Source organism: Thiomonas sp. FB-6, assembly GCF_000377645.1.
Classification (GTDB): Bacteria; Pseudomonadota; Gammaproteobacteria; order Burkholderiales; family Burkholderiaceae_C; genus Thiomonas_A.
In genome coordinates, this window is the sequence record NZ_KB898476.1 from 1 (window position 1) to 23,165 (window position 23,165).

Consider the following 23,165-nt stretch of genomic DNA (forward strand, 5'->3'; position numbering starts at 1 on the left):
CTAGGGATGGTGTTCAAAAATGGCCATTGCGACCCTGGCGGCGGGCAGCGTCCGACAAGACAATGAGGGCATGAAGCAAGCCGACCTCGGGCTGGACCTGACCAGCCGTAAGACCCGCAAGGGCAAGTTCCTCGACGAGATGAATCGCGTGGTGCCGTGGGCGCAGTTGCTTGCGCTGATCGAGCCGCACGCGCCGCGCAAGGAGCGAGGCCGGCCGCCGTTCGGCGCCGAGATGATGCTGCGCATTCACTTCCTGCAGCAGTGGTTTGGCCTGTCGGACATGGCGATGGAAGAGGCTTTGTTCGACGTCCCGCTGTACCGCCAGTTTGCTGGTCTTGGCAGCATGGCGCGACTGCCTGATCGTGTGAGCATCCTGCGCTTTCGGCACCTGTTGGAACAGCACGACCTGGCGCCGAAGATGCTTGAAGCTGTGAACGCGACGTTGGCCGCCAAGGGGCTGATGCTCAAGGAAGGCACGGCGGTCGATGCCTCGCTGATCGCAGCTCCCAGTTCGACGAAGAACAACACCGGCACGCGCGACCCAGAGATGCACCAGACCAAGAAGGGCAACCAGTGGTACTTCGGAATGAAGTGCCACATCGGCGTCGACGCCGACAGTGGCTTGGTGCACACGGTGGTGGGCACATCGGCCAACGTCAATGACGTCACCCAGGCGCACGCGCTGGTACATGGCGAGGAAGCAGATGTCTTCGCCGATGCCGGCTACCAGGGCGTCGAGAAGCGAGACGACACCCAGGACATTCGCACGCGCTGGCATGTCGCGCTGCGCCCCGGGCTGCGCAGGCTGCTTGACGTGACGAGTCCGAAGGATGCCATCGCCGAGGAGATGGAACACGTCAAGGCGCGCATCCGCGCCAAGGTCGAACACCCGTTCCGCGTGATCAAGCGCCAGTTCGGCCACGTCAAGGTGCGCTACCGCGGCCTGGCGAAGAACACCGCACAGCTGCACACGCTGTTCGCGCTGTCCAACCTCTGGATGGCACGGCGACATCTGATGGCGGCGCAGGGATGAGTGCGTCCGCCGTTCGCGAAAACGGCCTCCTGCAGGGTCGAAACGACCGCTGCGGAGCCCATCGCGGCCGGCGCTCCGTGCGAAATCACTGACGGGAATCATCTCGTGGCTTTCATCGTTCCGTTGCCTCGGCGCTCAGCTGATTTTGGACAGCATCCCTAGACATCATGGTCGCCGCTCGAGGGCAGATGGCCGGTCCCCAACATCGTAGGTTGCGCGCCGAGGCGCGTAGAGCTACATGCTGTGGCATGCGCCATCAGCAAACAGGAGACCGACCATGGAAAAGGGTACCAAGATTCACGTGGGTTTGGACGTTCATAAGGACAGCATCACGGTGGCTGCGGCCGAGCCCGGGCGAGACAAGGCTCGGTTGGTTGGCAAGGTGGTGCATGACGTTCCCAAGCTGCTGAAGGTGCTGGCCAAGCTGGGCACGGCTGATGGACTGCACATCGTCTACGAGGCTGGCCCGACGGGCTACGGGTTGCAGCGGGCGTTGACTGCGAGGGGCTATGCGTGCGAGGTCATTGCGCCGTCGAGGACGCCTCGGCAGCCGGGCCAGCGGGTCAAGACCGACGCCCGCGACAGCCTGGATCTGGCCGAGTACTCACGTGCCGGGGCGCTGACGCCTGTGTGGATTCCCGATCCGGAAGACGAGGCGATCCGCGACCTGTCACGGGCACGCGAGGATGCTGTCAAGAACCGCACGCAGATGCGTCAACAGCTCAAGGGCTTCCTGCTGCGTCACGACCGACGTTATGGCGGGAAGACATCCTGGTGCCTTACCCACGATGCCTGGCTGGCCAGGCAGAGCTTCGAGTCGGCGGCCATGCAAACGGCCTTCACCGAGTATTGGCAAGCGGTGAAGGCTGCGGACGAGCGCGTGGAGCGATTGACGAAGGCGCTGCAGGCGTCGATTGCAGGTTGGCGCTTCGGGCCGGTCGTCGAAGCCTTGCAGGCATTACGCGGGGTGGCTGCGGTCACCGCGATCGGCTTGGTCGCGGAGATCGGTGACCTGAGTCGCTTCGAGCACCCGCGCAAACTCATGGGTTACCTGGGTCTGGTGCCCTCGGAGCACTCCAGCGGTGAGCGCACGAAGCGAGGAAGCATCACCAAGACGGGCAATGGCCATGCGCGCAGGTTGCTGGTCGAGTCGGCCTGGAACTACCGATTCAAGGCCAGGGTTGGCAGGGACCTCAACGAACGTCAGCAAGGCCTGTCTGAGGCGATCCGCACAATGGCCTGGAAAGGGCAGCTACGACTGACCAGTCGCTACGCCGCTCTGCACAAGCGGGGCCTTCAGGCCAACAAGATCTGCGTGGCCGTTGCTCGCGAACTGGCGGGCTTCGTCTGGGCAATCGGCATGCACGCGCAACGCGAGAAGGAGGCGGCCTGAACACAGGCCCGGGATCGATCGGGCGATGCCACACGAGCACCGACAGGGCAATCCTCGAGGCTCCTACCAGGGCACCGCAAGGCTGATCCCCGACTCTAGAGCGAGGCAGGCCCGCGACGAATCGATGAAGTGCTGGTAACCAATCCGCGGATATGAGTCTGATTCATCGTCGCTGCAACGCTCGTGTCGCATCACCCGATCGATCCTGAAACCCATCACCGGCCATCACCTATGCGCTGACGCGATTGACAGCGGCGACCATATGAGGAGCCTGGGCGGCAGAGGGAGCCGTCGCGAAATTCGTCAGGGGCGAGGACAGTTCGGGGGCGGCGAGGAGCCCATAGTGGGCACTATGGGCGACGAGTCGACGCCGGAATGGACCGGCCCTGGCGAATTGCAGCAGGCTCGGCCTCTGCCGCCCAGGCTTCTAGGAGCCTGCAAGGGTATGCCTCATGGAAGTCGTCCTGAAACGCATGGGAAACAGCACCGCGCTGGTTCTCCCGCCCCCGGTGCTGAAGGACCTGCGCATCGGCGTCGGTCAGGTCATGGCTCTGAGCACCACGGCCGACGGCAGCATCGTGCTGACCCCCAAGCGCAAATACGTACTGGCGGATCTCATCGCCCAATGTGACCCGAGCGCGTCAGAGCCCGCGGACCTCGCGCGATGGGAGCAGGCGCGCCCGATCGGGCAGGAAGTGTGGTGAAGCCGGAGTTCGATCGCGGCGACATCGTCAGCGTGCCGCTCGACCCCGTGCTCGGACACGAGCAACGAGGCACGCGCGCTGCACTGGTCCTCACGACCAAGGCCTTCAACCGGCTGGGCGATGTGCTGGTCGCGCCGATCACGCAAGGCGGAGACTTCGCCCGCTACGCCGGTTTTGCGGTGCCGCTGACGGGCAGCGTCTGCAAGACGCAGGGCGTCGCCCTGCTCAACAAGATCCGCATGCCGGACCTCGCGGCTCGAAAGGCCCGCAGGATTGAAACCGTGCCGAAGGCCGTGATCGACGACGCCTTGGGGCGCCTGGGCGCATTGCTCGAGTGAGCTCGCCGCCGGGAAGCGTCAAGCCGCGATGAGCAGCCTCTGCAGCGCTTCGCGCAGCGGCGCCGGCAGGCTCACCGGGCGCGAATCGGCGCGGCGCACGAACACGTGCACCATGCGGGCCAGCGCGCAGGGCTGCGAGGGCTGCGCCGCGCGCGGGTCGAACAGGCCCAGGCGGTAGGTGACCGAGGAGTTGCCCAGGCGCTCGACCCCCAGGCCCACTTCCAGTTCGCCGGGATAGGCCACCGGCGCCAGGTAGTCGCACTCGGAGCGCACGATGAAGCCCACCGTGTCGCCCGCGTGGATGTCCAGCCCCCCGCGCTCGATCAGGTAGGCGTTGATCACGCTGTCGAAGTACTGGTAGTACACGGCGTTGTTGACGTGGCCGTAGACGTCGTTGTCGCCCCAGCGCGTGCTCAGGCGCGCTCGGTGGGGGAACTCGGGGACGGCCTGTTGGGGCGTGGGCGGCGCGGGCATGGCGGCGCGCCTGCTCAGAAGGCGGCCTGGTAGATGGCCAGCGCGTCGGCCTCGTTCAGCGGGCGCGGGTTGTTCTGCAGCAGGCGCTGCTGGCCCATGGCCTCGCGCGCCAGCAGCGCCAGGCCGCCGGATTCGACCCCGCAATCACGCAGCCGCGTGGGCAACCCGCTGCGCGCGCCCAGCCCCGCCATGTGCTCGATCATCTGGTGCGCGCCGGCATCCCCCGGCTCGGCCCGCGGCAGCAACACCTGCGCAAGTTCCGCGTAGAGCTCCCCGGCCGCTGGCTGGTTGAAGCGCAGCACGTGGGGCAGCACCAGCGCGTTGCTCAGTCCGTGCGGCAGGTGGTGGATGCCGCCCAGCGGGTAGGCCAGCGCGTGCACCGCGGCCACCGGCGCGTTGTCGAAGGCCATGCCGGCCAGCATCGCGCCGCGCAGCATGTCCTCACGCGCGCGCAGGTCCCCGCCGTCGTCGACCGCGCGCAGCAGGCTGCCCCCGAGCAGGCGCAGCGCCTCGCGCGCCAGCATGTCCGACATCGGGTTCTTGCGGCGCGCGCTGGTGTAGGCCTCGATGGCGTGCACCATGGCGTCGATGCCGGTGGCTGCGGTGACCGCCGGCGGCAATCCCCGGGTGAGCTCGGCGTCGAGCAGCACCGCGTCGGCCAGCAGCGCGGCATTGACGATGCCCGACTTGGTCGTCGCCCCCGTCGTGACGATGGCCACACGGGTCACCTCGGAGCCGGTGCCCGCCGTGGTCGGCACCTGCAGCAAGGGAAGCCGCTGCGCGCGCACGGATTCCACGCCGTACAGCTGCGGCAACTCCAGGCGGTTCTCCGGATGGGCCAGGCAGGCCACGATCTTGGCCACGTCCATGCTGCTGCCGCCGCCGAAGCCGATCACCAGGCCCGCCCGCGCCTCCCGCGCCTGCGTGCAGGCGAACAGGGCCACGTGATCGGGTGGATCGGCCTGCACGCCGTCGAACACCTGCGCCTGCAGGCCGGCCGCGCGCAGCGCCTGCAGCGCCGGCTCGAGCAGCCCGGCCTTGCGCACCCCGGCGTCGGTGACCAGCATGGCCGTGCGCGCGCCGGGCGCGTAGCGCGCCGCGAGTTCGCCCAGGCGGGAACAGGCGCCGGCGCCGGCCTCGACGTGCGCAACCGTCTGGAAGGCGTAATCCTGCGCGGAAGGGGTGGCCTGCATGCTGCTGTCTCCGTCGGTCGGGCGCTGTCGGCGCCCGGGTCTTCGCATGCTAACGCGCGCTGGTGGCGCGAAGCCCGGGTGCGGCGGCAGCGGCGAAGCTCCGAAGCTTGATGCGTTGCAATGTTTCGGTTTGTATCCAGGATTAGGATTTTCCCTGATAACAAACCCGCACAAGCCGCCGGCAGCTGCATGGATGCAGGCGCCGGCCGCCCGGAGAACGCCATGCATCGCCGAATCCCACCCGTACGCGGCCCCGCAGGGGCACGCTTCGCCCTCGCCTTGCTGCTGGCGCTGCCCGGGTTCGCGGCCCGGGCCGCGCCGCCGGCACCCGCGCAGGACGTGATCGCGGTGGATGCGGCGCAACGCACCGCCCTCGGCGTGCGCGTGGCCGAAGTGCGCGCCGCGGACTCCGCGGCCCTGAGCCTGCCCGCGCGGGTGGTGGTGCCGGCGCAGGCGCAGGCGCTGATCGCCGCGCCGGCGGCCGGCGTGATCACGCGGGTCGACGCCGCGGCCGGCGACGCGGTGCGTCGCGGCCAGCCGCTGGCCGAGATGCAAAGCGCCGAGGTCGCGCAATTGCAGCGCGACGCCGACGACGCGCGCATCCAGTACGACCTGGCGCGCCAGCAGAGCCGCCGCGACGCCACGCTGCTGGCCGAGGGCATCATCCCGGCCTCGCGCGCTCAGGCCGCGGCAGCGCGCGAAGGCCAGGCCGCCGCCTTGCTGCGCGAACGCCGCCTGGCCCTGCGCCTGCGCGGCGCCGACACCGGACTGAACGGCCGGCTGCGCCTGCTGGCGCCCATCGACGGCATGGTGGCCCAGGCGCAGGCCCTGCCCGGACAGCGGGTGGACGCCGGCGCGCCGCTGTTCCACCTGCTGGCCGGCCATCAGCTGGCCCTGGAGATGGACGCCAGCGCCGAGCAGGCTGCCGCGCTGCGCGCCGGCGCACAGGTGGACATCGAGGGCAGTGCCGCCCGCGGCGTGTTGCTGGCCGTGGCGCCGGCGCTGACGCCCGGGCAGCAGGTGGTGCTGCGGGCGCGCCTGAGCGAGCCGGCCGGCCTGCGCGCGGGCGCCCTGGTCCGGGCACGCGTACACCTGCCGGCGCGCGCCGGCCTGTTCGCGGTGCCGCCATCGGCGCTGAGTTCCATCGGCGGGCGTGACTCCGTGCTGGTCGAGCAGGCCCCGGGCTTTCGCGTGGTGCCGGTGCGCGTGGTGGCACGCCTGGCGGACATGGTGATCGTCGAGGGCCCGCTGCGGGCGGGAGCGCAGGTCGCCGTCAGCGGCGTGGCCGCGCTCAAGGCGAGCGCGGGCGGCAAGCCATGATCCTGCACGCCCTCACCCACGCCGCGCTGCGCCAGCGCCTGGTCACGCTGGGAGCGACGCTGGCGCTGGCCGTCGCCGGCCTGCTGGCCTGGCGCGCGCTGCCCGTCGACGCCTTTCCCGACGTGTCCTCGCCCCAGGTCAAGGTGATCATGAAGGCGCCGGGCATGACCCCGGAGGAGGTGGAGACCCGCGTGGTGCTGCCCATCGAGCAGGAAGTTCTGGGCATCGCGCGCAAGCGCACCGTGCGCTCCATTTCCAAGTACGGCATCGCCGACGTCACGGTGGACTTCGAGGAAGGCACCGACGTGTACTGGGCGCGCCAGCAGGTGGCCGAGGCCCTGGCCAACGTGCGCGCGGATCTTCCCGCCTCCGCCCAGGGCGGCCTGGCCCCCATCACCACGCCCCTGTCGGACGTGTTCATGTTTACCGTGGAGGGCCCCGCCAGCCTGGCGCAAAAGCGCAGCGCTCTGCAATGGCAGTTGCGCCCGGCCCTGCGCACGGTGCCCGGAGTGGCCGACGTGAACATGCTGGGCGGCGACCAGCGCGTGTTCGAGGTCGTGCCCGATCCGGCGCGCATGGCCGCGCAAGGGGTGGGGCTGGAGGCCTTGCGCGCGGCCCTGAGCACCAACAACAGCAACGACGGCGCCGGCCGCCTCGACGAGGGCGAGGAAACCCGCATCGTGCGCGTGCAGGGGGCCTTTCGCGACGCGGCCGACATCCGCGACACGGTGATCGCCGCGCGCGGCGCCGGCGGCGGCGTGGTGCGCGTGGGCAACGTGGCCGAGGTGCGCGTGGCCTCCAGCACGCGCTACGGCATCGTCACCGAGGACGGCAAGGGCGAGGCGGTCGAGGGCATCGTGCTGGCGCTGCGCGGCGCCAATGCCTCCAAGGTGATCGCGGGGGTACGCGCGCGCCTGGCCGAGGTCGAGCCGCGCCTGCCCCAGGGCATGACGCTGCGCGTGTTCTACGACCGCAGCCAGCTGGTCGGGCGCGCGGTGGGCACGGTGATGCGCGCGCTGGCCGAGGCCGTGGTGCTGGTGGTGGTGATGTTGCTGGCCTTCCTCGGCAACTGGCGCGCGGCGCTGGTGGTGGCCGTCACGCTGCCGCTGTCGGCGCTGGCCACCTTCGTGCTGATGCGCTGGGCTGGACTGTCGGCCAACCTGATGAGCCTGGGCGGCCTGGCCATCGCGCTGGGCATGCTGGTCGACGCCGCGGTGGTGGTGGTGGAGAACCTGGTGAACCACATGAGCCACGACCCCGCGCGCGCCTCGGCGGGCGACGCCGGCGCGGCCACCAGCGACCGTCTGGCGCGCGTGCTGCGCGCCGTCTCGGAGGTGGCGGGGCCGGTGCTGTCGGGGGTGGCGATCATCGGCATCGTGTTCCTGCCGCTGCTGTCGCTGCAGGGGCTGGAGGGCAAGCTGTTCCGGCCGGTGGCGCTGACCATCGTGTTCGCGCTCGCGGCCTCGCTGCTCATCGCGTTGACCACGGTGCCGGTACTGGCCTCGATGCTGCTGCGCCGCACCGCGCACGCCGATCCCTGGCTGGTGCGCAAGCTCTCGGCCGGCTACGCGCGGGTGCTCGACTGGAGCTTCGCGCATGCGCGCACGGTGGTGGTGCTCGCGCTGGCCTCGCTGCTGGCGGCGGGCTTCGCCTACACCCGCGTGGGCAAGACCTTCATGCCCACGCTGGACGAAGGGGACATCATCCTGCAATTGCAGAAACTGCCCTCGGTGGGCCTGGGCGCCACCGCGGCGCTGGACCTGCGGGTGCAACGCGCGCTGCTGCAGCAGGTTCCGGAGATCCGCGCCATCATCGCCCGCAGCGGCTCGGACGATCTGGGCCTGGACCCCATGGGCCTGAACGAGACCGACACCTTCCTGGTGCTCAAGCCGGCCTCCGAATGGCGCGGCGACAAGGCCAGCGTGATCGAGGCGATCCGCAAGGTGATGCAGCGCTTCCCCGGCGTCGACTACACCTTCACGCAGCCCATCGAGATGCGTGTATCGGAAATGCTCACCGGCTCCCGCGGCGACCTGGTGGTGAAGATTTTCGGGCCCGACCTGCAGCAATTGGGCGTGCTGGCGCAGCAGGTCGCCCAGGTGCTGCGCGGCCTGCCCGGCGCGCAGGAGGTGCTGGCCGCGCGCACCGAGGGCGTGCAATACCTGACGGTGGATGTCGACCGCCTGGCCGCCGGCCGCGCCGGCTTCGACGTGGAGACCCTGCAGCGCGACCTGCGCGCGCTGGTCGAGGGCCAGCAGCTCGGCGTGGTGCTCGAAGGCGTGCGCCGCACCCCGCTGCTGCTGCGCGGCGACGCGCAGCTGCGCGAGCAGCCGCAGGGTTTCGCGGACCTGCGCATCACCGGGCCCGACGGGCGCAGCTGGCCGCTGTCCTACCTGGCGCGCCTGCGGCCCACGCTGGGGCCGGTGCTGGTCACGCACGAGGACGGCAGCCGTTTCGCGACCGTGCAGGCCAACGTGGGAGGACGCGACCTGGTGGGCTTTGTCGACGAGGCCCGGCGCGCGGTCGCGGCCCGCGTCAAGCTGCCCGAAGGGGTTCGCCTGCAATGGGGCGGCCAGTTCGAGAACCAGCAACGCGCCGCTGCCCGCCTGGGGCTGGTGGTGCCGCTGGCGCTGGGGCTGATTTTCGTGCTGCTGATGACCACCTTCGGCTCGCTGCGCCAATCGGTGCTGGTGTTCGCCAACATCCCCTTCGCGCTGGTGGGCGGGGTGCTGGCGCTATGGCTCAGCGGGGAATACATGTCGGTTCCGGCCTCGGTGGGCTTCATCGCGCTGCTGGGCATCGCCGTGCTCAACGGCGTGGTGCTGGTCAGCCACTTCAACGAACTGCTGCAGCGTGGAATGCCGCTGGCGCAGGCCGTGCGCGAGGGCTCGATGCGCCGCCTGCGGCCGGTCATGATGACCGCCGGCATCACCGCGCTGGGCCTGATCCCGCTGCTGTCGGCCAGCGGCCCCGGCTCGGAGATCCAGAAACCCCTGGCCGTGGTGGTGGTCGGCGGCCTGCTCAGTTCCACGGTGCTGACCCTGGTGCTGCTGCCGCTGCTGTTCGCGCGCTTCGGCCTGCCCGCGATCGCGCGGGACGCCGCCGCCACGCCCTCGGAGGATTCGGCATGAACTCCCTGCAAGGCCTCGTGCTGGCGGCCGCCTGCCTGGGCGTATGGCCCTGCGCCACGGCCTCGGCGACCGGCGCCGTGGAGGCGACGGGCACCCCGTCCGCGCCCCAAGGCGCGTCCTCCCCCGCCGCCCCGTCCGCCGCCCCATCGGCGGCCCCGGGCCCCTCGGCGTGGCAGCAGCTCGCGCAGCCCACGCTGCCGCGCGCCGGCCTGCTGCGCGCCCTGCTCGCGCAGGCTCCCTCGCTGGCGGAAGCGCGCGCACTGCGCGACGCCGCCGATGCCCGAGCGGACGCGCTGCGCATCGGCCCGCAGGAGTTCACGGCCCAGGCCCAGGTCCAGCAGCGCCGCGTGGACGAAGCACCGGACAACGGGCGCTACACCGAATGGCAGCTTCAACTCAACCGCCCGCTGCGCCTGCCCTCGCAGGCGCAGGCGGACCGCCAACTGGCCGAGGCCAATTCCGCCCAGGCCCGCCAGCTGCTGTCCGGCAGCCGGCGCGAATGGCTGGACCAGTTGCTGCGCGCATGGTTCGACGCGCAGCTGGCCGGCGCCGACGCCCGCCTCGCCCGCGCCTCCGCGCAGGCGCTGGACCGCCAGGCCGGCATGGTTCAGCGCCGCCAGCAACTGGGAGACGCCAGCCGCCTGGAACTCGACCTGGTGGCTGCCGAACAGGCCCGCGCGGACGCCGCGGCCTTGCTGGCCGAAGGACGTGCCGCCAGCCAGCGCGCGGCGCTGCAGGCGCGCTGGCCGCTGCTGGCCGCCGACCCCGCGCTGCAGGGCGATCCGGCCAGCGCCGCCATGCTTCGCGAGGTCCCCGAGGACTCCGAGGCGCTACGCGAGCGCATGCTGGATCACAGCGCGGTGCTGGCGCAGGCGCGTGGCGCCGTGCGTCAGGCCGAGGCCCAGGCCGAACAGGCGCGCGCTGCGCGCACGCCCCAGCCCACGGTGGGCGCCTACCTCGGCTCGGACCGTGGCGGGCGCGAGCGCATCGTCGGGCTCCAGGTGCAGATTCCCATCGGCGGCGCGGCGCGCGCGGCGGGAGAACGCGCCGCGCTGGCCGACCTCGAAGCCGCGCGCTGGCGCCTGCAGGAGCAAGGCATGCGGGTACGGGAGCAGACGCGCAGCCTGCTCGCGCAGGGCCAGGCCCAGGCCGGCGCCGCGCAGGCCCTGATGCTGGCCGCGCAGCGCCAGCAAGCCGCGGCCGAGCGCACGCAGCGGGCCTGGGAACTGGGCGAGGTCGGCGCCTCCGAATGGCTGCTGGCGCGGCGCAACGCGCTCGACGTGCAGATGCAGGCGCTGCAGGCGCGCTTCGACGCGGCCCGCGCGAGCGCGCTGCTGCGCCTGCACGAAGGCCTGCTGGACCCGCAGCCCGCGCCGGAGCCCGCGCGGCCCTGAGGATCGCGGCTCAGCGCCCTTGCGCCCGCAGGGCTTGCAGGCATTGCATCTGCACCTGCTGCGCGCGCGCCGGCGGACTGAACCTGCGGCTGTCGGGGCTTTCGTAGATGGTGCGCGCCAGGCGCTGCAGGATCTGCGACTGGCGCGGATGCTCGGGGCCGAGCAGGCGCATGCCGTCGGCCTGCGCGTCCTGGAAACTGCGCCCGGCGAGGAAATCGGCCTGCAGCGTGGAGGCGATCAGCCCGAAACGCTGGCAGTTCGGCGGCCCCCCCAGCGCGGCCCGCGCGGCCGGCGCCGCGGCGGCGCAGGCCAGCAAGGCGACGAGCGCGCATGCGCGGGGGCGGGAGCCGGGCTTCATGCGGCGATTGTCGCACCGCCGACTCGCCGCGGGCCCGCCTGGCACGCGCCCCGCGCGATGCAGGCCCCGGATTCAGGACCCGAAGTCCAGCGGCAGGCCCACGTAGTTCTCGGCGATGGTGCGCTGGCCGGCTTCCGAGTGCAGCAGGTACTCCAGCTCGGCCTCCTGGAAGCGCGCGTGGATCTCGCCCTGCTCGGGGAACTCGTGCATGAGCTGCGTGAACCACCAGGAAAAGCGCTCGCCGCGCCAGATGCGCTTAAGGCAGCGCGCCGAGTAGCCGTCGAGCCCGGCCTCGCTGTGCTCGGAGTAGTACTCGATGAAGGCCGCCGACAGGTATTTCACGTCGCTGGCCGCCAGGTTCAGCCCCTTGGCGCCCGTGGGCGGCACGATGTGCCCGGCATCGCCGGCGAGGAACATGCGCCCGAAGCGCAGCGGCTCGGTGACGAAACTGCGCAGCGGCGCGATGCTCTTTTCCAGCGACGGGCCGGTGACCAGGCTCTCGCGCGCCGGCTCGTCCAGGCGCGCGCGCAACTCGTTCCAGAAGCGCTCATCGCTCCAGTTCTCCACCTTCTCGCTCAGCGGCACCTGCACGTAGTAACGGCTGCGGGTCAGCGAGCGCTGCGAGCACAGGGCGAAGCCGCGCGGGCTGTTGATGTAGATGAGTTCATGGTGCACCGGCGGAGTGTCGGACAGCAGGCCCAGCCAGCCGAAGGGGTAGACCCGCTCGAACTCGCGGATCGCCGCGCGCGGGACGCTGGCGCGGCACACGCCGTGGAAGCCGTCGCAACCGGCGATGAAATCGCACTCCAGGGTGTGGCGCACGCCCTCGTGCACGAAACTCACGCTGGGCCTGGCGCTGTCGAAGTCGTGCACCGCGACCTCGGAGGCCGAGTAGTAGCTGGGCAGGCCGGCCGCCTGCCGCGCCTCCATCAGGTCGCGGGTCACCTCGGTCTGGCCGTAGCAGATCACCTTCTTGCCGCCCGTCAGCCGCTCCAGGTCGATGCGGTTGCGCTGGTTGTGCCACAGCAGGTCGAAGCCGCCATGCACCAGACCCTCCTGATGCATGCGCTCGCCAACGCCCGCTTCGTCGAGCAGGTCGGCGGTGACCTGCTCCAGGATGCCGGCGCGGATGCGCGACAACACGTACTCGGCGCTCTGGCGCTCGATGATCACCGCATCCACGCCGGCCTTGTGCAGCAACTGGCCCAGCAACAGCCCGGACGGTCCGGCGCCGATGATGGCGACTTGGGTTCGCATGAGGAGTCTCCGTATTCACATATCGCTGATCCGGAAACTCTAAGCCCGCACGGCCTCGTTTCGCAGAGGGCAGCGTCGCTCTTTGCGCGATGGATGCGCAAAATGTGCGATCATCGCGCAACTTCGCTCGCCCCCGCCCGGCCGCCCCGCCCATGCCCGCCCCCGCCCGCCCCGATCCGAGCCGCCCGGCCATCGCCCACGCCGATTTCATCGAAGGCATGGCCAAGGGCATGGCCGTGCTCGAGAGCTTCGACACCGAGCGCCAGCGCCTCAACGCCACGCTGACCGCCGAGCGCGCCGGCATCACGCGGGCGGCGGCGCGCCGGCACCTGCTCACGCTGGCCCATCTGGGCTATCTGGAGAGCGACGGCAGCTACTTCTGGCTGTCCAGCAAGGTGCTGCGCTTCTCGGGCAGCTACCTCGCCTCGGCGCGCCTGCCGCGCGCCATCCAGCCCACGCTCAATCGCCTCGCGCTGCAGGCCCGGCAGGCCTTCTCCGGCGTGGTGCTGGACCGCGACGAGGTGGTCATCGTCGCGCGCAGCGGCGCCGACCGCGGCAGCGCCGAGTCCGGCGCGGAGCGCATCATCGCCTACGGCGTGCACCTGGGCGCGCGCCTGCCGGCGCATGCCACCTCCACCGGCCGGGTGCTGCTGGCCGCGCTGTCACGCGCCCAGCTCGCGGCCTGGATGAAGGGGCGCGCCTTCGCGCGCCTGACCCCACTGACCCGCACCGAGCCGCGCGCGCTGCGCGAGGCCATCGAGCAGGTGCGCCGCCAGGACTGGTGCCTGGCCAGCGAGGAGCACGAACTCGGGGTGCATGCGCTGGCCGTGCCGGTGCGCAACGCCGCGGGGGCCACGGTGGCCGCGCTCAACGTGGTCAGCTCGCCGCGCAGGCTCGGCGCCGAGCTCATGCAGCGGGAGTTGCTGCCTTTGCTGCAGCAAGCCGCCCACGAGCTGCGGCCGCTGGTCTGACGCCAGTCCGCGCAGGCGGCGCGCGCCCGCGCGGCGCTCAGCTCTTCGCGCGCGGCAGCAGCAGGCCCGGCGCGTCGCCGCGATACAGCGCCTCCACCAGATCCGCGCGGTGCTGCAGCACCGCGCGCTGGTTGATCGATCCCTTGTCGGTGATCTCGCCGCGGTCCAGCGACGGCGCCTCGGCGAGCACGCAGGCGCGCGCCACGCGGTTGGCACTGCCGGTGCCCTGCGCCCACAACGCGTCCACCAGTTCCTGGAAAAAAGCGCGTACCGCCGGATGCGCGAGCACCTCCTGCGCGCCGCTGCCGGCGGGCAGCGCCGCCAGCGCGCGGCATTCGTCCAGGCGCGGCACGATCAGCGCGCCCAGCTCGTCGCGGTCGGGCGCGGTCAGCACGGCGTCGAACACGCAAGGCGCGCCGAGCTGGGCGATGCGCGCGCGCAGCGGTCCGCAGCTCACGAAGGTGCCGCTGGAAAGCTTGAAGTCCTCGGCGATGCGGCCGTCGAAGCGCAGGCCGCGCTGCGGGTCCTCGGGGTCGACGAAACGCGCGGCGTCGCCGGTGCGGTAGTAGCCCTCCTCGTCGAAGGCTTCGGCGCTCTGTTCGGGCGCGCGCCAGTAGCCCGGCATCACGTTGGGGCCGCGGAAGCGAACCTCCAGCTTGCCGTCCACGGGAACCAGCTTGAGCTCCACCCCCGGCACGGGCAGCCCGATGTGCCCGGATTCGACCTCGGGCCCCAGCGCGAACATGGACGACGGCGCGGTCTCGGTCATGCCCAGGCCGGTGAGCATGCAGATGCGCTCGCCCACCTCGGCCTCGCCCAGAGCGTCGAGTTCGTCCCACACGGCCTGCGACAGGCCGGCTCCGGCGAAGAAAAAGGCCCGCACCTGCGAGAACAGCCGCTCGCGCAGGCCCGCGTCCTCGCGCATGGCCGAGGCGATCTCCTCGAAGCCCTTGGGAACGTTGAAGTACACGGTGGGCGCGATCTCCCGCAGGTTGCGCAGGGTCTCGCCGATGCCCTGCGGCGTCGGCTTGCCGTCGTCGATGTACAGCGTGCCGCCGTTGTACAGCGCGATGCCCACGTTGTGGTTGCCCCCGAAGGTGTGGTTCCAGGGAAGCCAGTCGACCAGCACGGGCGGCTGCTCCCCCAGGAAGGGCATGGCCTGCAGGATCATCTGCTGGTTGGCGCACAGCATGCGCTGGGTGTTGACCACGCCCTTCGGGTTGCGGGTCGAGCCCGAGGTGAACAGGAACTTGGCGATGGTGTCGGGCCCCACCTTCTCGCGGGTGTGGCGCAGGTCCAGCGGCTGCGCCTGCAGCAGGGTCTCGAACCCCGTGCTGGCGCGCGCCTGCAGCGCGCCGCGGGCCAGCAGCACTTCCACGCCGGGCTCGATCACCGCGCGCAGCGCCGGCTCGTAGGCGGCGTCGCTGGCGAACACCAGCCCGGGGGTCAGGGTCTGCACCACGTGGCGCAGCTTGGCGTAGTCGCGCGACACCAGCGCATAGGCGGGCGACACGGGGGCGTGCGGAATCCCCGCCAGCATCGCGCCCAGCGCCAGTTGCAGCTGTTCCAGGCTGTTCTCCCCCAGCACCAGGATGGGGTGCTCGGCGTCGAGGCCACGCGCCAGCAGCGCCGTGGCGATGCGCCGCGCCCGATCCAGCATCTGCGCGTAGTCGATGCGCACCCACTGGCCGTCGGCCCCCCGGCGCGCCGCGAACACGCGCTGCGGCGCCACCCGGGCCCAGTGTTCCAGGCGGTCGGTCAGGCGTTGCGGGTACTCGCCCAGGGGCTCGGGCGAACGCAGCACCATGGTGCCGTCGGCTCGGCGTTGCAGCTCGGTGCGCACGCAACCGCCGATGCTGCAGGCCCGCGCCGCAGCGCGGCGGCGCACGGCCCGCGAGGTGCCCGACGGGTTGGTGGCGGCGGTGGCGGTGGCGGTGCTATCCATGCTCAGGCCTCCTTGCGCACCTTGGCGGCGCGTCCGGCGAGAAAGTCCTGCAGGCGCTGCTTGGCCGCGTCGTCGCCCTGTGCGATGGCCGCCATCAGCGATTCGACGAACAGGCCCTCGGCCTGGGGCATGCCGGCGATGCGCGGCAAGGCATGCTGCACCGCGAAGTTCGACAGCGGCGCGTTGGCGGCGATGCGCCGCGCCAGCGCGAAGCCCTTGTCCAGGCCCTCCCCGGCGCCGACCTTGTACTGCACCAGGCCGGCGGCCAGCGCCTCGTCGGCGTCGAGCACGCGCCCGGTGAGCATCATGTCGGTCATGCGCGCATGACCGATGAGCTGCGGGATGCGCGAGGAGCCGCCGCCGCCGACGAACAGGCCGCGCTGGCCTTCGGGCAGCCCGAAGATGGCGTTGGGCTCGGCCACGCGAATATGCGCCGAGGCCGCCAGCTCCAGCCCGCCGCCGACCACGGCGCCGTGCAGCACCGCGACCACCGGCGCGCGGCCGAACTGCACGCGTTCGAAGGCGGCGTGCCAGGAACGCGAATGCCAGATCCCCTCGGCGACGGTGCGCTCGCTGAGCTCCGACAAGTCCAGCCCGGCGCAGAAGTGCTGTCCGCGCGCGGACAGCACCACCGCGCGCACCTCGGTGGACAAGGCGGCGAAGGCTCGGTCGATGGCGGCGATCAGGTCGTCGCTGATGGCGTTGCGCTTGGCCTGCCGGTCGAGCTCGATATGCGCGATCCCCGGCTCGGGGTGGGTGACGTGAAGCAGGGGTTCGGAGCTGGCCATGGCGGTCTTGGGTTCTCTTAAAACTTCATAGTAGTAACTATCTTCGGTGCATTCTGCTCGGGAAAACCCTGATCACCGCGCTTCCACAGACATCTCACGCGCGAGCTTCCGGGTCTATTATTTGCACTTCTGAACTTTTTACTGCCAAGCTCGCGCCGCCTGGAGCCGCTCATGAATCCCGACGAACTGATCGCCATCGACGTGCACACCCACGCCGAGGTCTCCTGCTGGAACCCCTTCGACAACTATGGCGAGGAGTACGACCGCGCGGCCGACAAGTACTTCCGCTCGGCGCGGCGCCCGACCATCGAGGAGACCGTCGCCTACTACCGTGACAAGCGCATCGGCCTGGTGATGTTCACGGTGGACGCCGAGACCCAGCTCGGGCGCCGGCGCATCCCCAACGAGGAGATCGCCGCGGCCGCGCGCGACAACCCGGACATTCTCATCGCCTTCGCCAGCATCGACCCGCACAAGGGCCGCATGGGAGCGCGCGAGGCGCGGCGCCTGATCGAGGAATACGGGGTCAAGGGCTTCAAGTTCCACCCCACGGTGCAGGGCTTCCATCCCTACGACCGCATGGCCTGGCCCATCTACGAGGTGATCAACGAGTACAAGCTGCCGGCGATCTTCCACAGCGGACACTCGGGCATCGGCAGCGGCATGCGCTGCGGCGGCGGCCTGCGCCTGGAGTACTCCAACCCCATGCACCTGGACGACGTGGCCATCGACTTCCCCGACATGCAGATCGTCATCGCCCACCCCTCGTGGCCCTGGCAGGACGAGGCCCTGTCGGTGGCCATGCACAAGCCCAACGTATGGCTGGACCTGTCGGGCTGGAGCCCGCGCTATTTCCCGCAGCAACTGGTGCAGTACGCCAACACCCTGCTGAAGGACCGGGTGCTGTTCGGCTCGGACTTCCCGCTGATCACCCCCGAGCGCTGGATGAAGGATTTCGAGCAGGCGGGCTTCCGCCCCGAAGTGCACGAGCCCATCCTGAAGACCAATGCCATGCGCCTGCTGGGCCTGGGTACGAAGCCTGCTTGAGCGGGCCTCACCCCGCCCGCTGGAAGAAATGCGTGCCGACGCACAGCGCGAACACGACGATCGCTGCCCAGCGCGCGAATCCGCTCTTCAGGAAACCGAAAGATGTCCTGGGCACCGGCTCTTCGCCGTCCAGATCCCAATAGTCGATGGGAGGGGCATCAGCGAGATTGACCAAGAGCACCGACGCGGCCCCCAGCATCCCCACCAGCAAGATCCAGTCCGTCATGATCTCGTGAAGTCCTTGACTTCGTCGCGCCGCACGCTGCCAGGGCGAACTCCGCACCAGACGGTCAGACAGGCGGCTCGCACGAAGGTTTCCCCCCCGATTCTGGACGAAGCCCGCGGCCCTGCAGACAGTACGGCCTTCGCGCCAACGGATGCGCCCGGCTCCGCGCGTTGCCCGCATGCGCCTACAGATCCAGCACCAGCCGCGGGCTGAGGGCGCGGGAGCAGCAGGGAAGCATCTGGTCGTTGCGGGCGCGCTCCTCGTCGGTGAGGTAGGAATCGCGGTGCTCGGGCGTGCCGGAGAGCACGCGGGTCAGGCAGGTGCCGCACACGCCCTGCTCGCAGGAGGTGGGCAGGTCGATTCCCGCGGCGGCCAGCGCCTGCACGATGGTCTGCGCCGGCTCCACGCGCACCACGCGGCCGCTGGACGCGAGTTCGACCTCGAAGGCGCCGCCGGCGGACGGGGTGTCCTCGGCCGCGGCGAAGTATTCCCGGTGCAGGCGCGAGTCGTCCCAGCCGGCGTCGCGCCCGCTTTGCAGCACCCAGTCGATGAAGCCGCGCGGGCCGCACACGTACAGGTGGGTGCCCGCGGGGGCGCCGCCCAGCAGGCCGGCCAGGTCCAGGCGCTGGGCCGCCGGCCCGTCGTCGTGGTGCAGGTGCACCCGCCGTGCCCAGGCGGCCTCGCGCAGGCGCTGGGCGAAGGCCGTGCGAGCGGCCGAGCGCGTGCAGTAATGCAGTTCGAACTCCCGCCCCTCGCGCTGCAACTGCTCGGCCATGCTCAGCAAGGGCGTGATGCCGATGCCCCCGGCCAGCAGCAGGCTGTGCGGCGCCTGGGCATGCAGCGGGAAGTGGTTGCGCGGCAGGCTGGCGCCGAGCAAGTCGCCCTCGCGCAGCCGCTCGTGCACGGCCAGCGAGCCGCCGCGCGAGGCCGGCTCGCGCAGCACGCCCAGCAGGTAGCGCGAAGTGTCGGCGGGATCGCCGGCCAGCGAGTACTGGCGCACCAACCCCTCGCCCAGGTGCAGGTCGATGTGGGCGCCGGCGCTGAAGGGCGGCAGCGCGCCTCCCTCGGGGTGACGCAGCTCGAGGGCGCAGATGTCCTCGGCGTCCACGCGCTTGGCGCTCAGGCGCAGGGTGATGTCGGCTTCGGGATGGCTCATGGATGGGGGCGGATGGGGTTCAGACGGGAGTGTGCAGGCCGAGCAGGCGGCCGTAGCGCAGGCCGATGTAGGCGTGCTCGCGCATCAGCATCTCGGCGCGCGCGGCCTCGCCGGCGAGCAGCGCATCGAGCACCAGGGAATGCTGCAGCTGCGCGACGCGCAGCTTCTCGTACTCCTGCGCCAGGCGCGAGGTGTCGATGATGATGGAGTCGGACGACGCGAAGGGCAGATGGTCGTTGCGGGCGATGGCGTCGGCGATGGCGCGGCTTTCGCTGGCGTCGATGATGGCGTGGTGGAAGCGGGCGTTGATCTCGCTCCAGCCGGCGATGGCGGCCGGGCTCAGCTCGCCCGCGGCCAGCAGGCGCGCGCCCTGCTCCACGCAGTCGCGCAGCAGCTGGCGCGTGGCCTGCGGCAGGCCCTGCTCGCCCAGGCGCCGAGCGGCCAGGCCCTCGAGCACGCCGCGCACCTCCAGCCCGCCCATCACGTCCTGCTCGGAAAAGCGCCGCACCACGTAGCCGCGCGCTCCGGCCTTCTCCAGCAGGCCTTCCTGCTCCAACGTACGAAAGGCCAGGCGCACCGGGGTGCGCGACACCCCGAGCTGCGCGGCCACGGGAATTTCCGCCATGCGTTCGCCGGGCGCGTAGCGCCCCTCGGAGATCAGGCGGCGCAGGGTGCTGAGGATGTGGACGGAGTCCTGGCTCATGGACATTGGATCCAATTTGACGATCTGGGGCTTACCCTTTTGACCTTTCAGCCGGATTATGGTCGACTTTGGATCCAATCACCAAGCATTCCTGGGGCGAGATGTCTCGGGGTTTTCACGGAGGATTCCAACCATGTTCGTGCAGAACGCCTGGTACGTCGCGTGCACGCCCGACGAGATCGATGGCAAGCCGCTGGGGCGCACGCTGTGCGGCCACGCGGTGGCCCTGTTCCGCGACGCGCAGGGCCGCGCGGCCGCCGTCGAGGACTTCTGCCCCCACCGCGGCGCGCCGCTGTCGCTGGGTTTCGTGCGCGACGGGCGCCTGGTGTGCGGCTACCACGGGCTGGAGATGGGCGCCGACGGCCGTGTGTGCGCCATGCCCTGCCAGCGCGTGCGGGGCTTCCCCTCGGTGCGCAGCTTCCCCGTGGTCGAGCGCTACGGATTCATCTGGATCTGGCCCGGCCGGCCGGAGCTGGCCGACGAGGCCAAGGTGCCGCGATTCGACTGGCTGCAAAGCCCCGAGTGGGCCTATGGCGGCGGTCTGTATCACATCGGCTGCGACTACCGGCTGATGATCGACAACCTGATGGACCTGACCCACGAGACCTACGTGCACGCCGGCAGCATCGGCCAGCGCGAGATCGAGGAATCGGTGCCGCAGACCCAGGCCGACGGCGACGCGGTGATGACCAGCCGGCACATGCAGGGTATCCAGGCCCCGCCCTTCTGGGCGGCGGCGCTGCGCGCCAACGAACTGCCCGACGACCAGCCCTGCGACCGCTGGCAGATCTGCCGCTTCACGCCGCCCAGCCACGTGATGATCGAGGTCGGCGTGGCCCTGGCCGGCCACGGCGGCTACGAGGCCGATGCGCGCTACAAGGCCTCGAGCATCGTGGTGGACTTCATCACCCCCGAGACCGAGACCACGCATTGGTATTTCTGGGGCATGGCGCGCCATTTCAAGCCGGGCGACGCCGAACTGACCGCGAGCATCCGCGAGGGCCAGGGCCGCATCTTCTCCGAGGACCGCGAGATGCTCGAGCGCCAGCAGCGCAACCTCAGCGCCCAGCCGCAGCGCTCGCTGCTCAAGCTCAACATCGATGCCGGCGGCGTGCAGTCGCGGCGCATCATCGAGCGCCTGATCGCCGCCGAGCAGGCCGCGGGGGAAGCGGTCGGAGCCTGAGTCCGCGCTCGCGCCGGGGCCGCGCGGGCTCAGCGCGGACCGCGGGCGACCCGGTCCAGCAGCTCGAACAGCATCAGGCGCTCGCCGGCCGACAGGCCGTGCAGCACCTCGATCTCCATGTCGCGCGATGCGCGCATGGAGGCTTCCGCCAGATCCTCGCCGGCCTGGTCGAGGCACACGAACACCGAGCGCTTGTCGTGCTCGTTGCGCTCGCGCCGGATCAGCCCGCGCGTCTCCAGGCGGTCGAGCAGCACGGTCATGCCCGGGGCGGTGATGGCCAGCGCGCGCGCCAGCTGCTTCTGCGTGGCGCGGAGGTTGTGGCGCAGCAGTTGCAGGATGGTGAATTCCACCGGGCGCAGGCGCAGCGGCTCACCGATCGCGCGCTGGAAGGCCGCGCGCGTGTGGATGGAGGCACGCGCCAGCTGGTAGCCCAGCACGTGCCCGAGCACCGCCTGGTCGAGCCCGGCGGCGGAGGCGCCGCGGCGCGCGGACGGATGCGGTGCGGTGGTATCTGAGCTCATGGACGGCGGCCGGAACGTAGCCGGGCCACTTTAGCAGCCCCCCGGCATCCAGGGTGCGCTCAACCCGCCTGGCCCTGGCGCTCCGGGCGCACGAGCAGCTTGCCGTCGCGCAGCCCGGCCAGGCGCAGGTGGTAGCCGATGGGCAGCAGGCGCAGCGCATAGCGCCCTTCGACGGCGCCCCAGATGCCGCGCGGGAACAGCAGCGCGAAGCCGATGGCCAGCAGGCCCAGCCCGATGAGGTAGATCACCCCGGTGGCGCCGAACCAGGTCTCCGCGGCGAAGAACAGCACGGCGCCGAGGATCGGCCCCTCGAAGGTGCCCAGGCCGCCGACGATGACCATGAACAGCATGTAGGCGGTCCACTGCGGGCCGAAGAAGGTGGCCGGCTGGTAGGTGATGGAAGTGGCCAGCCACAGCGCGCCGCCGGCGCCGCAGCCCAGCGCGGACAGGAAGAACAGCACGTGCTTGCTGCGCAGCACGTTCACGCCGATGGAGGCCGCCGCGGTCTCGTCGTCGCGCACCGCCTGCAGCGAGGCGCCCACGCGGCTGCGCAGCAGCACGAACAGCACCCCCAGCAGAACGACCATCAGGGCCAGGGCCATCCAGTAGGTGTCGGCGCGGCGCGCGGCCGGCGCGTAGGTGTCGATGCCCAGCAGCGAGGTGCCGGTCTCGCCCTGCACGATGGGGTCGATGGTCACCAGCAGGTGCAGCAGCTCGGCCAGCACCCACATGCCGATGGCGAATTCGCCCCCCCCCAGCTTGAGCATGATCTGTCCCAGCGGCAGCGACACCAGGCCCACCAGCAACACCGACACCAGCAGTGCCGCGTACACGTCCATGCCGCCGGCCGACAGGCGCACCAGGAAATAGCCTCCGAGCCCGATGAAGGCCTGCTGGCCGATGGACACCAGGCCGCCGTAGCCGGCCAGCGCATTCCACATGGCGGCCAGCAGCACGTAGATGAACAGCGTGGTCAGGCGGTCCAGGATCTCGGGCCGCATGAACAGCGGCCCGAAGGCCAGCAACAACACCAGCAAGCCGACCGCGGCCACGAAGGCGACCGCGCGCGGGGTCCAGCGCACCACCTGTGCGCCTTGCATCGCCTGCTTCATGCACCAGCTCCTTGGGTGGACGCGCGCGCGGCCCGCAGGCGCGGCCGGCGCAGATGCCAGACTTTCGAATACACCCTGAGCACCAGGATGGCGAGGAACACCACATGCCCGGCGATCAGAAAGCCGATGGGGTTGATCTGCGCGCCGATGCTCTGCGAGACGCCCAGCACGATGCCGCCCAGCAGGGTTCCCCACAGCGAGCCGGTGCCGCCGATGACCACGGTCTCGAAGGCGAACAGCAGCTGGGCCTGCCCCGCGTAGGGCGCGAAGGTGCTGCGCATGCCCAGGAACAGCGCGGCCACGGTGATCAGCAGCAGCGCGATGGCGCTGGCGGCCGAATACACCATGCGCGAGTCGATGCCGATCAGGTTCACCGCGTCGGGGTCCTCGGCGGTGGCGCGGATGGCCCGGCCGATGCCGGTGCGCGACAGCACCAGCTGCAGCGCGCCGAGCACGGCCACCGCGGTGCCGAAGGTCATCACGTCGAGCTTGGACACGTACAGGTCGCCCACGATCTGCCAGCTGTCGTAGGACAGCGAGCCGATGTTGGGCGCCAGCGAACGCGTGTCGGCGCCGAAGCCCTGGAACAGCAGGTTGTCGACGACGATGGACAGCCCGAAGGTCGCCAGGATGGGCACCAGCATGCCGCCGCGCAGGCTGCGCTGCAGCAGCAGCCGGTTCAGCGCCCAGCCGAGCAGCGCCATCACGGGCATGACCATCAGCACGGCCACCGGCACGCCGACGCCCAGGTGCTGGCAGGCGCTGAAGATCAGGTAGCCGGCGAGCACCACCAGGCTGCCGTGCGCGAGGTTGACGATGCGCATGACACCGAACAGGAAGGACAGGCCGCTGGCCAGGATGGCGTAGTAGCCGCCCAGCAGCACGCCCTGGATGATCTGATTCAGGAATTCCATGTCG

The 23,165-nt window shown here is 70.8% G+C and carries 22 protein-coding genes; 10 read left to right on the top strand and 12 right to left on the bottom strand.

Going from position 1 to position 23,165, the window contains the following annotated elements:
• The first annotated feature begins 70 nt into the window (after positions 1 to 70).
• The 4 genes from D466_RS0107210 to D466_RS0107225 all read left to right on the top strand — a co-directional run bounded on the left by D466_RS0107210 (position 71) and on the right by D466_RS0107225 (position 3,468).
• Complete coding sequence (locus D466_RS0107210; protein ID WP_018913040.1) at positions 71 to 1,033, top strand: IS5 family transposase; 963 nt, start codon at positions 71 to 73, stop codon at positions 1,031 to 1,033.
• Between the two features lie 277 nt (positions 1,034 to 1,310).
• Positions 1,311 to 2,426: an IS110 family transposase gene (locus tag D466_RS0107215; protein ID WP_018913041.1), complete on the top strand. Its 1,116-nt coding sequence runs from the start codon at positions 1,311 to 1,313 to the stop codon at positions 2,424 to 2,426.
• Positions 2,427 to 2,878: 452 nt separating this feature from the next.
• On the top strand, positions 2,879 to 3,130 hold the full coding sequence (locus tag D466_RS0107220; protein ID WP_018913042.1) for an AbrB/MazE/SpoVT family DNA-binding domain-containing protein: 252 nt from the start codon (positions 2,879 to 2,881) through the stop codon (positions 3,128 to 3,130).
• Complete coding sequence (locus tag D466_RS0107225) at positions 3,091 to 3,468, top strand: type II toxin-antitoxin system ChpB family toxin (protein ID WP_038165620.1); 378 nt, start codon at positions 3,091 to 3,093, stop codon at positions 3,466 to 3,468. The genes D466_RS0107220 and D466_RS0107225 overlap by 40 nt, the downstream gene beginning before the upstream one ends.
• Before the next feature lie 18 nt (positions 3,469 to 3,486).
• On the opposite strand, the gene D466_RS0107230 is transcribed toward D466_RS0107225, so the two are convergent.
• Both D466_RS0107230 and D466_RS0107235 read right to left on the bottom strand, forming a co-directional pair.
• Complete coding sequence (locus tag D466_RS0107230) at positions 3,487 to 3,942, bottom strand: thioesterase family protein (protein WP_018913044.1); 456 nt, start codon at positions 3,940 to 3,942, stop codon at positions 3,487 to 3,489.
• A 14-nt stretch (positions 3,943 to 3,956) separates the two neighbouring features.
• Positions 3,957 to 5,135, bottom strand: a complete 1,179-nt coding sequence (locus D466_RS0107235; RefSeq protein WP_018913045.1) for an iron-containing alcohol dehydrogenase — start codon at positions 5,133 to 5,135, stop codon at positions 3,957 to 3,959.
• A gap of 222 nt (positions 5,136 to 5,357) precedes the next feature.
• Between D466_RS0107235 and D466_RS0107240 the strand changes: the two genes are divergently transcribed.
• The 3 genes from D466_RS0107240 to D466_RS20965 are packed head-to-tail and all read left to right on the top strand — an operon-like array spanning position 5,358 to position 10,980.
• Entirely contained in the window at positions 5,358 to 6,455 is a 1,098-nt protein-coding gene (locus D466_RS0107240) for an efflux RND transporter periplasmic adaptor subunit (protein ID WP_081629866.1), read from the top strand.
• A complete protein-coding gene (locus tag D466_RS0107245) occupies positions 6,452 to 9,586 on the top strand; it encodes an efflux RND transporter permease subunit (protein WP_018913047.1) in 3,135 nt (1,044 codons plus the stop codon). Before D466_RS0107240 ends, D466_RS0107245 begins: the two co-directional genes overlap by 4 nt.
• Complete coding sequence (locus D466_RS20965; protein WP_018913048.1) at positions 9,583 to 10,980, top strand: TolC family protein; 1,398 nt, start codon at positions 9,583 to 9,585, stop codon at positions 10,978 to 10,980. Before D466_RS0107245 ends, D466_RS20965 begins: the two co-directional genes overlap by 4 nt.
• 10 nt (positions 10,981 to 10,990) lie before the next feature.
• Here the strand turns inward: D466_RS20965 and D466_RS0107255 are convergent, their stop codons facing one another.
• Together D466_RS0107255 and pobA are read right to left on the bottom strand one after the other, a co-directional pair.
• A complete protein-coding gene (locus D466_RS0107255; protein ID WP_018913049.1) occupies positions 10,991 to 11,338 on the bottom strand; it encodes a hypothetical protein in 348 nt (115 codons plus the stop codon).
• A gap of 72 nt (positions 11,339 to 11,410) precedes the next feature.
• Positions 11,411 to 12,595, bottom strand: coding sequence for a 4-hydroxybenzoate 3-monooxygenase (pobA, locus tag D466_RS0107260; protein WP_018913050.1), 1,185 nt, complete (start codon positions 12,593 to 12,595; stop codon positions 11,411 to 11,413).
• Positions 12,596 to 12,747: 152 nt separating this feature from the next.
• Between pobA and D466_RS0107265 the strand changes: the two genes are divergently transcribed.
• Positions 12,748 to 13,566, top strand: coding sequence for an IclR family transcriptional regulator C-terminal domain-containing protein (locus D466_RS0107265; RefSeq protein ID WP_018913051.1), 819 nt, complete (start codon positions 12,748 to 12,750; stop codon positions 13,564 to 13,566).
• A gap of 37 nt (positions 13,567 to 13,603) precedes the next feature.
• On the opposite strand, the gene D466_RS0107270 is transcribed toward D466_RS0107265, so the two are convergent.
• Together D466_RS0107270 and D466_RS0107275 are read right to left on the bottom strand one after the other, a co-directional pair.
• Positions 13,604 to 15,511 (bottom strand): feruloyl-CoA synthase, encoded by a 1,908-nt coding sequence (locus D466_RS0107270; protein WP_018913052.1) that lies wholly within the window; start codon positions 15,509 to 15,511, stop codon positions 13,604 to 13,606.
• Between the two features lie 2 nt (positions 15,512 to 15,513).
• A complete protein-coding gene (locus D466_RS0107275) occupies positions 15,514 to 16,299 on the bottom strand; it encodes a crotonase/enoyl-CoA hydratase family protein (protein WP_018913053.1) in 786 nt (261 codons plus the stop codon).
• A gap of 171 nt (positions 16,300 to 16,470) precedes the next feature.
• Between D466_RS0107275 and D466_RS0107280 the strand changes: the two genes are divergently transcribed.
• Positions 16,471 to 17,346: a 4-hydroxyphenyl-beta-ketoacyl-CoA hydrolase gene (locus D466_RS0107280; RefSeq protein ID WP_018913054.1), complete on the top strand. Its 876-nt coding sequence runs from the start codon at positions 16,471 to 16,473 to the stop codon at positions 17,344 to 17,346.
• A gap of 7 nt (positions 17,347 to 17,353) precedes the next feature.
• Here the strand turns inward: D466_RS0107280 and D466_RS20970 are convergent, their stop codons facing one another.
• The 3 genes from D466_RS20970 to D466_RS0107295 form a co-directional block, all read right to left on the bottom strand.
• The gene (locus tag D466_RS20970; RefSeq protein ID WP_018913055.1) at positions 17,354 to 17,572 is read right to left on the bottom strand and encodes a hypothetical protein; all 219 of its coding nucleotides are present in this window, start codon (positions 17,570 to 17,572) and stop codon (positions 17,354 to 17,356) included.
• Positions 17,573 to 17,756: 184 nt separating this feature from the next.
• On the bottom strand, positions 17,757 to 18,728 hold the full coding sequence (locus tag D466_RS0107290; protein WP_018913056.1) for a PDR/VanB family oxidoreductase: 972 nt from the start codon (positions 18,726 to 18,728) through the stop codon (positions 17,757 to 17,759).
• A 19-nt stretch (positions 18,729 to 18,747) separates the two neighbouring features.
• Positions 18,748 to 19,431 carry a GntR family transcriptional regulator gene (locus D466_RS0107295; RefSeq protein WP_018913057.1) on the bottom strand — a complete coding sequence of 228 codons (684 nt, stop codon included), beginning with the start codon at positions 19,429 to 19,431 and terminating at the stop codon, positions 18,748 to 18,750.
• A gap of 133 nt (positions 19,432 to 19,564) precedes the next feature.
• Between D466_RS0107295 and D466_RS0107300 the strand changes: the two genes are divergently transcribed.
• Positions 19,565 to 20,614 carry an aromatic ring-hydroxylating dioxygenase subunit alpha gene (locus D466_RS0107300; RefSeq protein WP_018913058.1) on the top strand — a complete coding sequence of 350 codons (1,050 nt, stop codon included), beginning with the start codon at positions 19,565 to 19,567 and terminating at the stop codon, positions 20,612 to 20,614.
• A gap of 29 nt (positions 20,615 to 20,643) precedes the next feature.
• Here the strand turns inward: D466_RS0107300 and D466_RS20975 are convergent, their stop codons facing one another.
• The 3 genes from D466_RS20975 to D466_RS0107315 are packed head-to-tail and all read right to left on the bottom strand — an operon-like array spanning position 20,644 to position 23,161.
• Entirely contained in the window at positions 20,644 to 21,135 is a 492-nt protein-coding gene (locus D466_RS20975; protein ID WP_018913059.1) for a MarR family winged helix-turn-helix transcriptional regulator, read from the bottom strand.
• Between the two features lie 59 nt (positions 21,136 to 21,194).
• Positions 21,195 to 22,247, bottom strand: coding sequence for a branched-chain amino acid ABC transporter permease (locus D466_RS0107310; protein WP_018913060.1), 1,053 nt, complete (start codon positions 22,245 to 22,247; stop codon positions 21,195 to 21,197).
• Positions 22,244 to 23,161: a branched-chain amino acid ABC transporter permease gene (locus D466_RS0107315; protein WP_018913061.1), complete on the bottom strand. Its 918-nt coding sequence runs from the start codon at positions 23,159 to 23,161 to the stop codon at positions 22,244 to 22,246. The genes D466_RS0107310 and D466_RS0107315 overlap by 4 nt, the downstream gene beginning before the upstream one ends.
• Positions 23,162 to 23,165: the final 4 nt, after the last annotated feature.

Bases quoted from the DNA above. Each gene is read 5' to 3' on its own strand.
- D466_RS0107255 (WP_018913049.1), bottom strand. From the start codon at position 11,338: ATGAAGCCCGGCTCCCGCCCCCGCGCATGCGCGCTCGTCGCCTTGCTG.
- D466_RS0107270 (WP_018913052.1), bottom strand. From the start codon at position 15,511: ATGGATAGCACCGCCACCGCCACCGCCGCCACCAACCCGTCGGGCACC.
- D466_RS0107230 (WP_018913044.1), bottom strand. From the start codon at position 3,942: ATGCCCGCGCCGCCCACGCCCCAACAGGCCGTCCCCGAGTTCCCCCAC.
- D466_RS0107225 (WP_038165620.1), top strand. From the start codon at position 3,091: ATGGGAGCAGGCGCGCCCGATCGGGCAGGAAGTGTGGTGAAGCCGGAG.
- D466_RS0107280 (WP_018913054.1), top strand. From the start codon at position 16,471: ATGAATCCCGACGAACTGATCGCCATCGACGTGCACACCCACGCCGAG.
- D466_RS0107215 (WP_018913041.1), top strand. From the start codon at position 1,311: ATGGAAAAGGGTACCAAGATTCACGTGGGTTTGGACGTTCATAAGGAC.
- D466_RS0107235 (WP_018913045.1), bottom strand. From the start codon at position 5,135: ATGCAGGCCACCCCTTCCGCGCAGGATTACGCCTTCCAGACGGTTGCG.
- D466_RS0107300 (WP_018913058.1), top strand. From the start codon at position 19,565: ATGTTCGTGCAGAACGCCTGGTACGTCGCGTGCACGCCCGACGAGATC.
- D466_RS0107265 (WP_018913051.1), top strand. From the start codon at position 12,748: ATGCCCGCCCCCGCCCGCCCCGATCCGAGCCGCCCGGCCATCGCCCAC.
- D466_RS0107220 (WP_018913042.1), top strand. From the start codon at position 2,879: ATGGAAGTCGTCCTGAAACGCATGGGAAACAGCACCGCGCTGGTTCTC.
- D466_RS0107290 (WP_018913056.1), bottom strand. From the start codon at position 18,728: ATGAGCCATCCCGAAGCCGACATCACCCTGCGCCTGAGCGCCAAGCGC.
- D466_RS0107310 (WP_018913060.1), bottom strand. From the start codon at position 22,247: ATGAAGCAGGCGATGCAAGGCGCACAGGTGGTGCGCTGGACCCCGCGC.
- D466_RS20975 (WP_018913059.1), bottom strand. From the start codon at position 21,135: ATGAGCTCAGATACCACCGCACCGCATCCGTCCGCGCGCCGCGGCGCC.
- D466_RS0107315 (WP_018913061.1), bottom strand. From the start codon at position 23,161: ATGGAATTCCTGAATCAGATCATCCAGGGCGTGCTGCTGGGCGGCTAC.
- D466_RS20970 (WP_018913055.1), bottom strand. From the start codon at position 17,572: ATGACGGACTGGATCTTGCTGGTGGGGATGCTGGGGGCCGCGTCGGTG.
- pobA (WP_018913050.1), bottom strand. From the start codon at position 12,595: ATGCGAACCCAAGTCGCCATCATCGGCGCCGGACCGTCCGGGCTGTTG.
- D466_RS20965 (WP_018913048.1), top strand. From the start codon at position 9,583: ATGAACTCCCTGCAAGGCCTCGTGCTGGCGGCCGCCTGCCTGGGCGTA.
- D466_RS0107210 (WP_018913040.1), top strand. From the start codon at position 71: ATGAAGCAAGCCGACCTCGGGCTGGACCTGACCAGCCGTAAGACCCGC.
- D466_RS0107275 (WP_018913053.1), bottom strand. From the start codon at position 16,299: ATGGCCAGCTCCGAACCCCTGCTTCACGTCACCCACCCCGAGCCGGGG.
- D466_RS0107245 (WP_018913047.1), top strand. From the start codon at position 6,452: ATGATCCTGCACGCCCTCACCCACGCCGCGCTGCGCCAGCGCCTGGTC.
- D466_RS0107295 (WP_018913057.1), bottom strand. From the start codon at position 19,431: ATGAGCCAGGACTCCGTCCACATCCTCAGCACCCTGCGCCGCCTGATC.
- D466_RS0107240 (WP_081629866.1), top strand. From the start codon at position 5,358: ATGCATCGCCGAATCCCACCCGTACGCGGCCCCGCAGGGGCACGCTTC.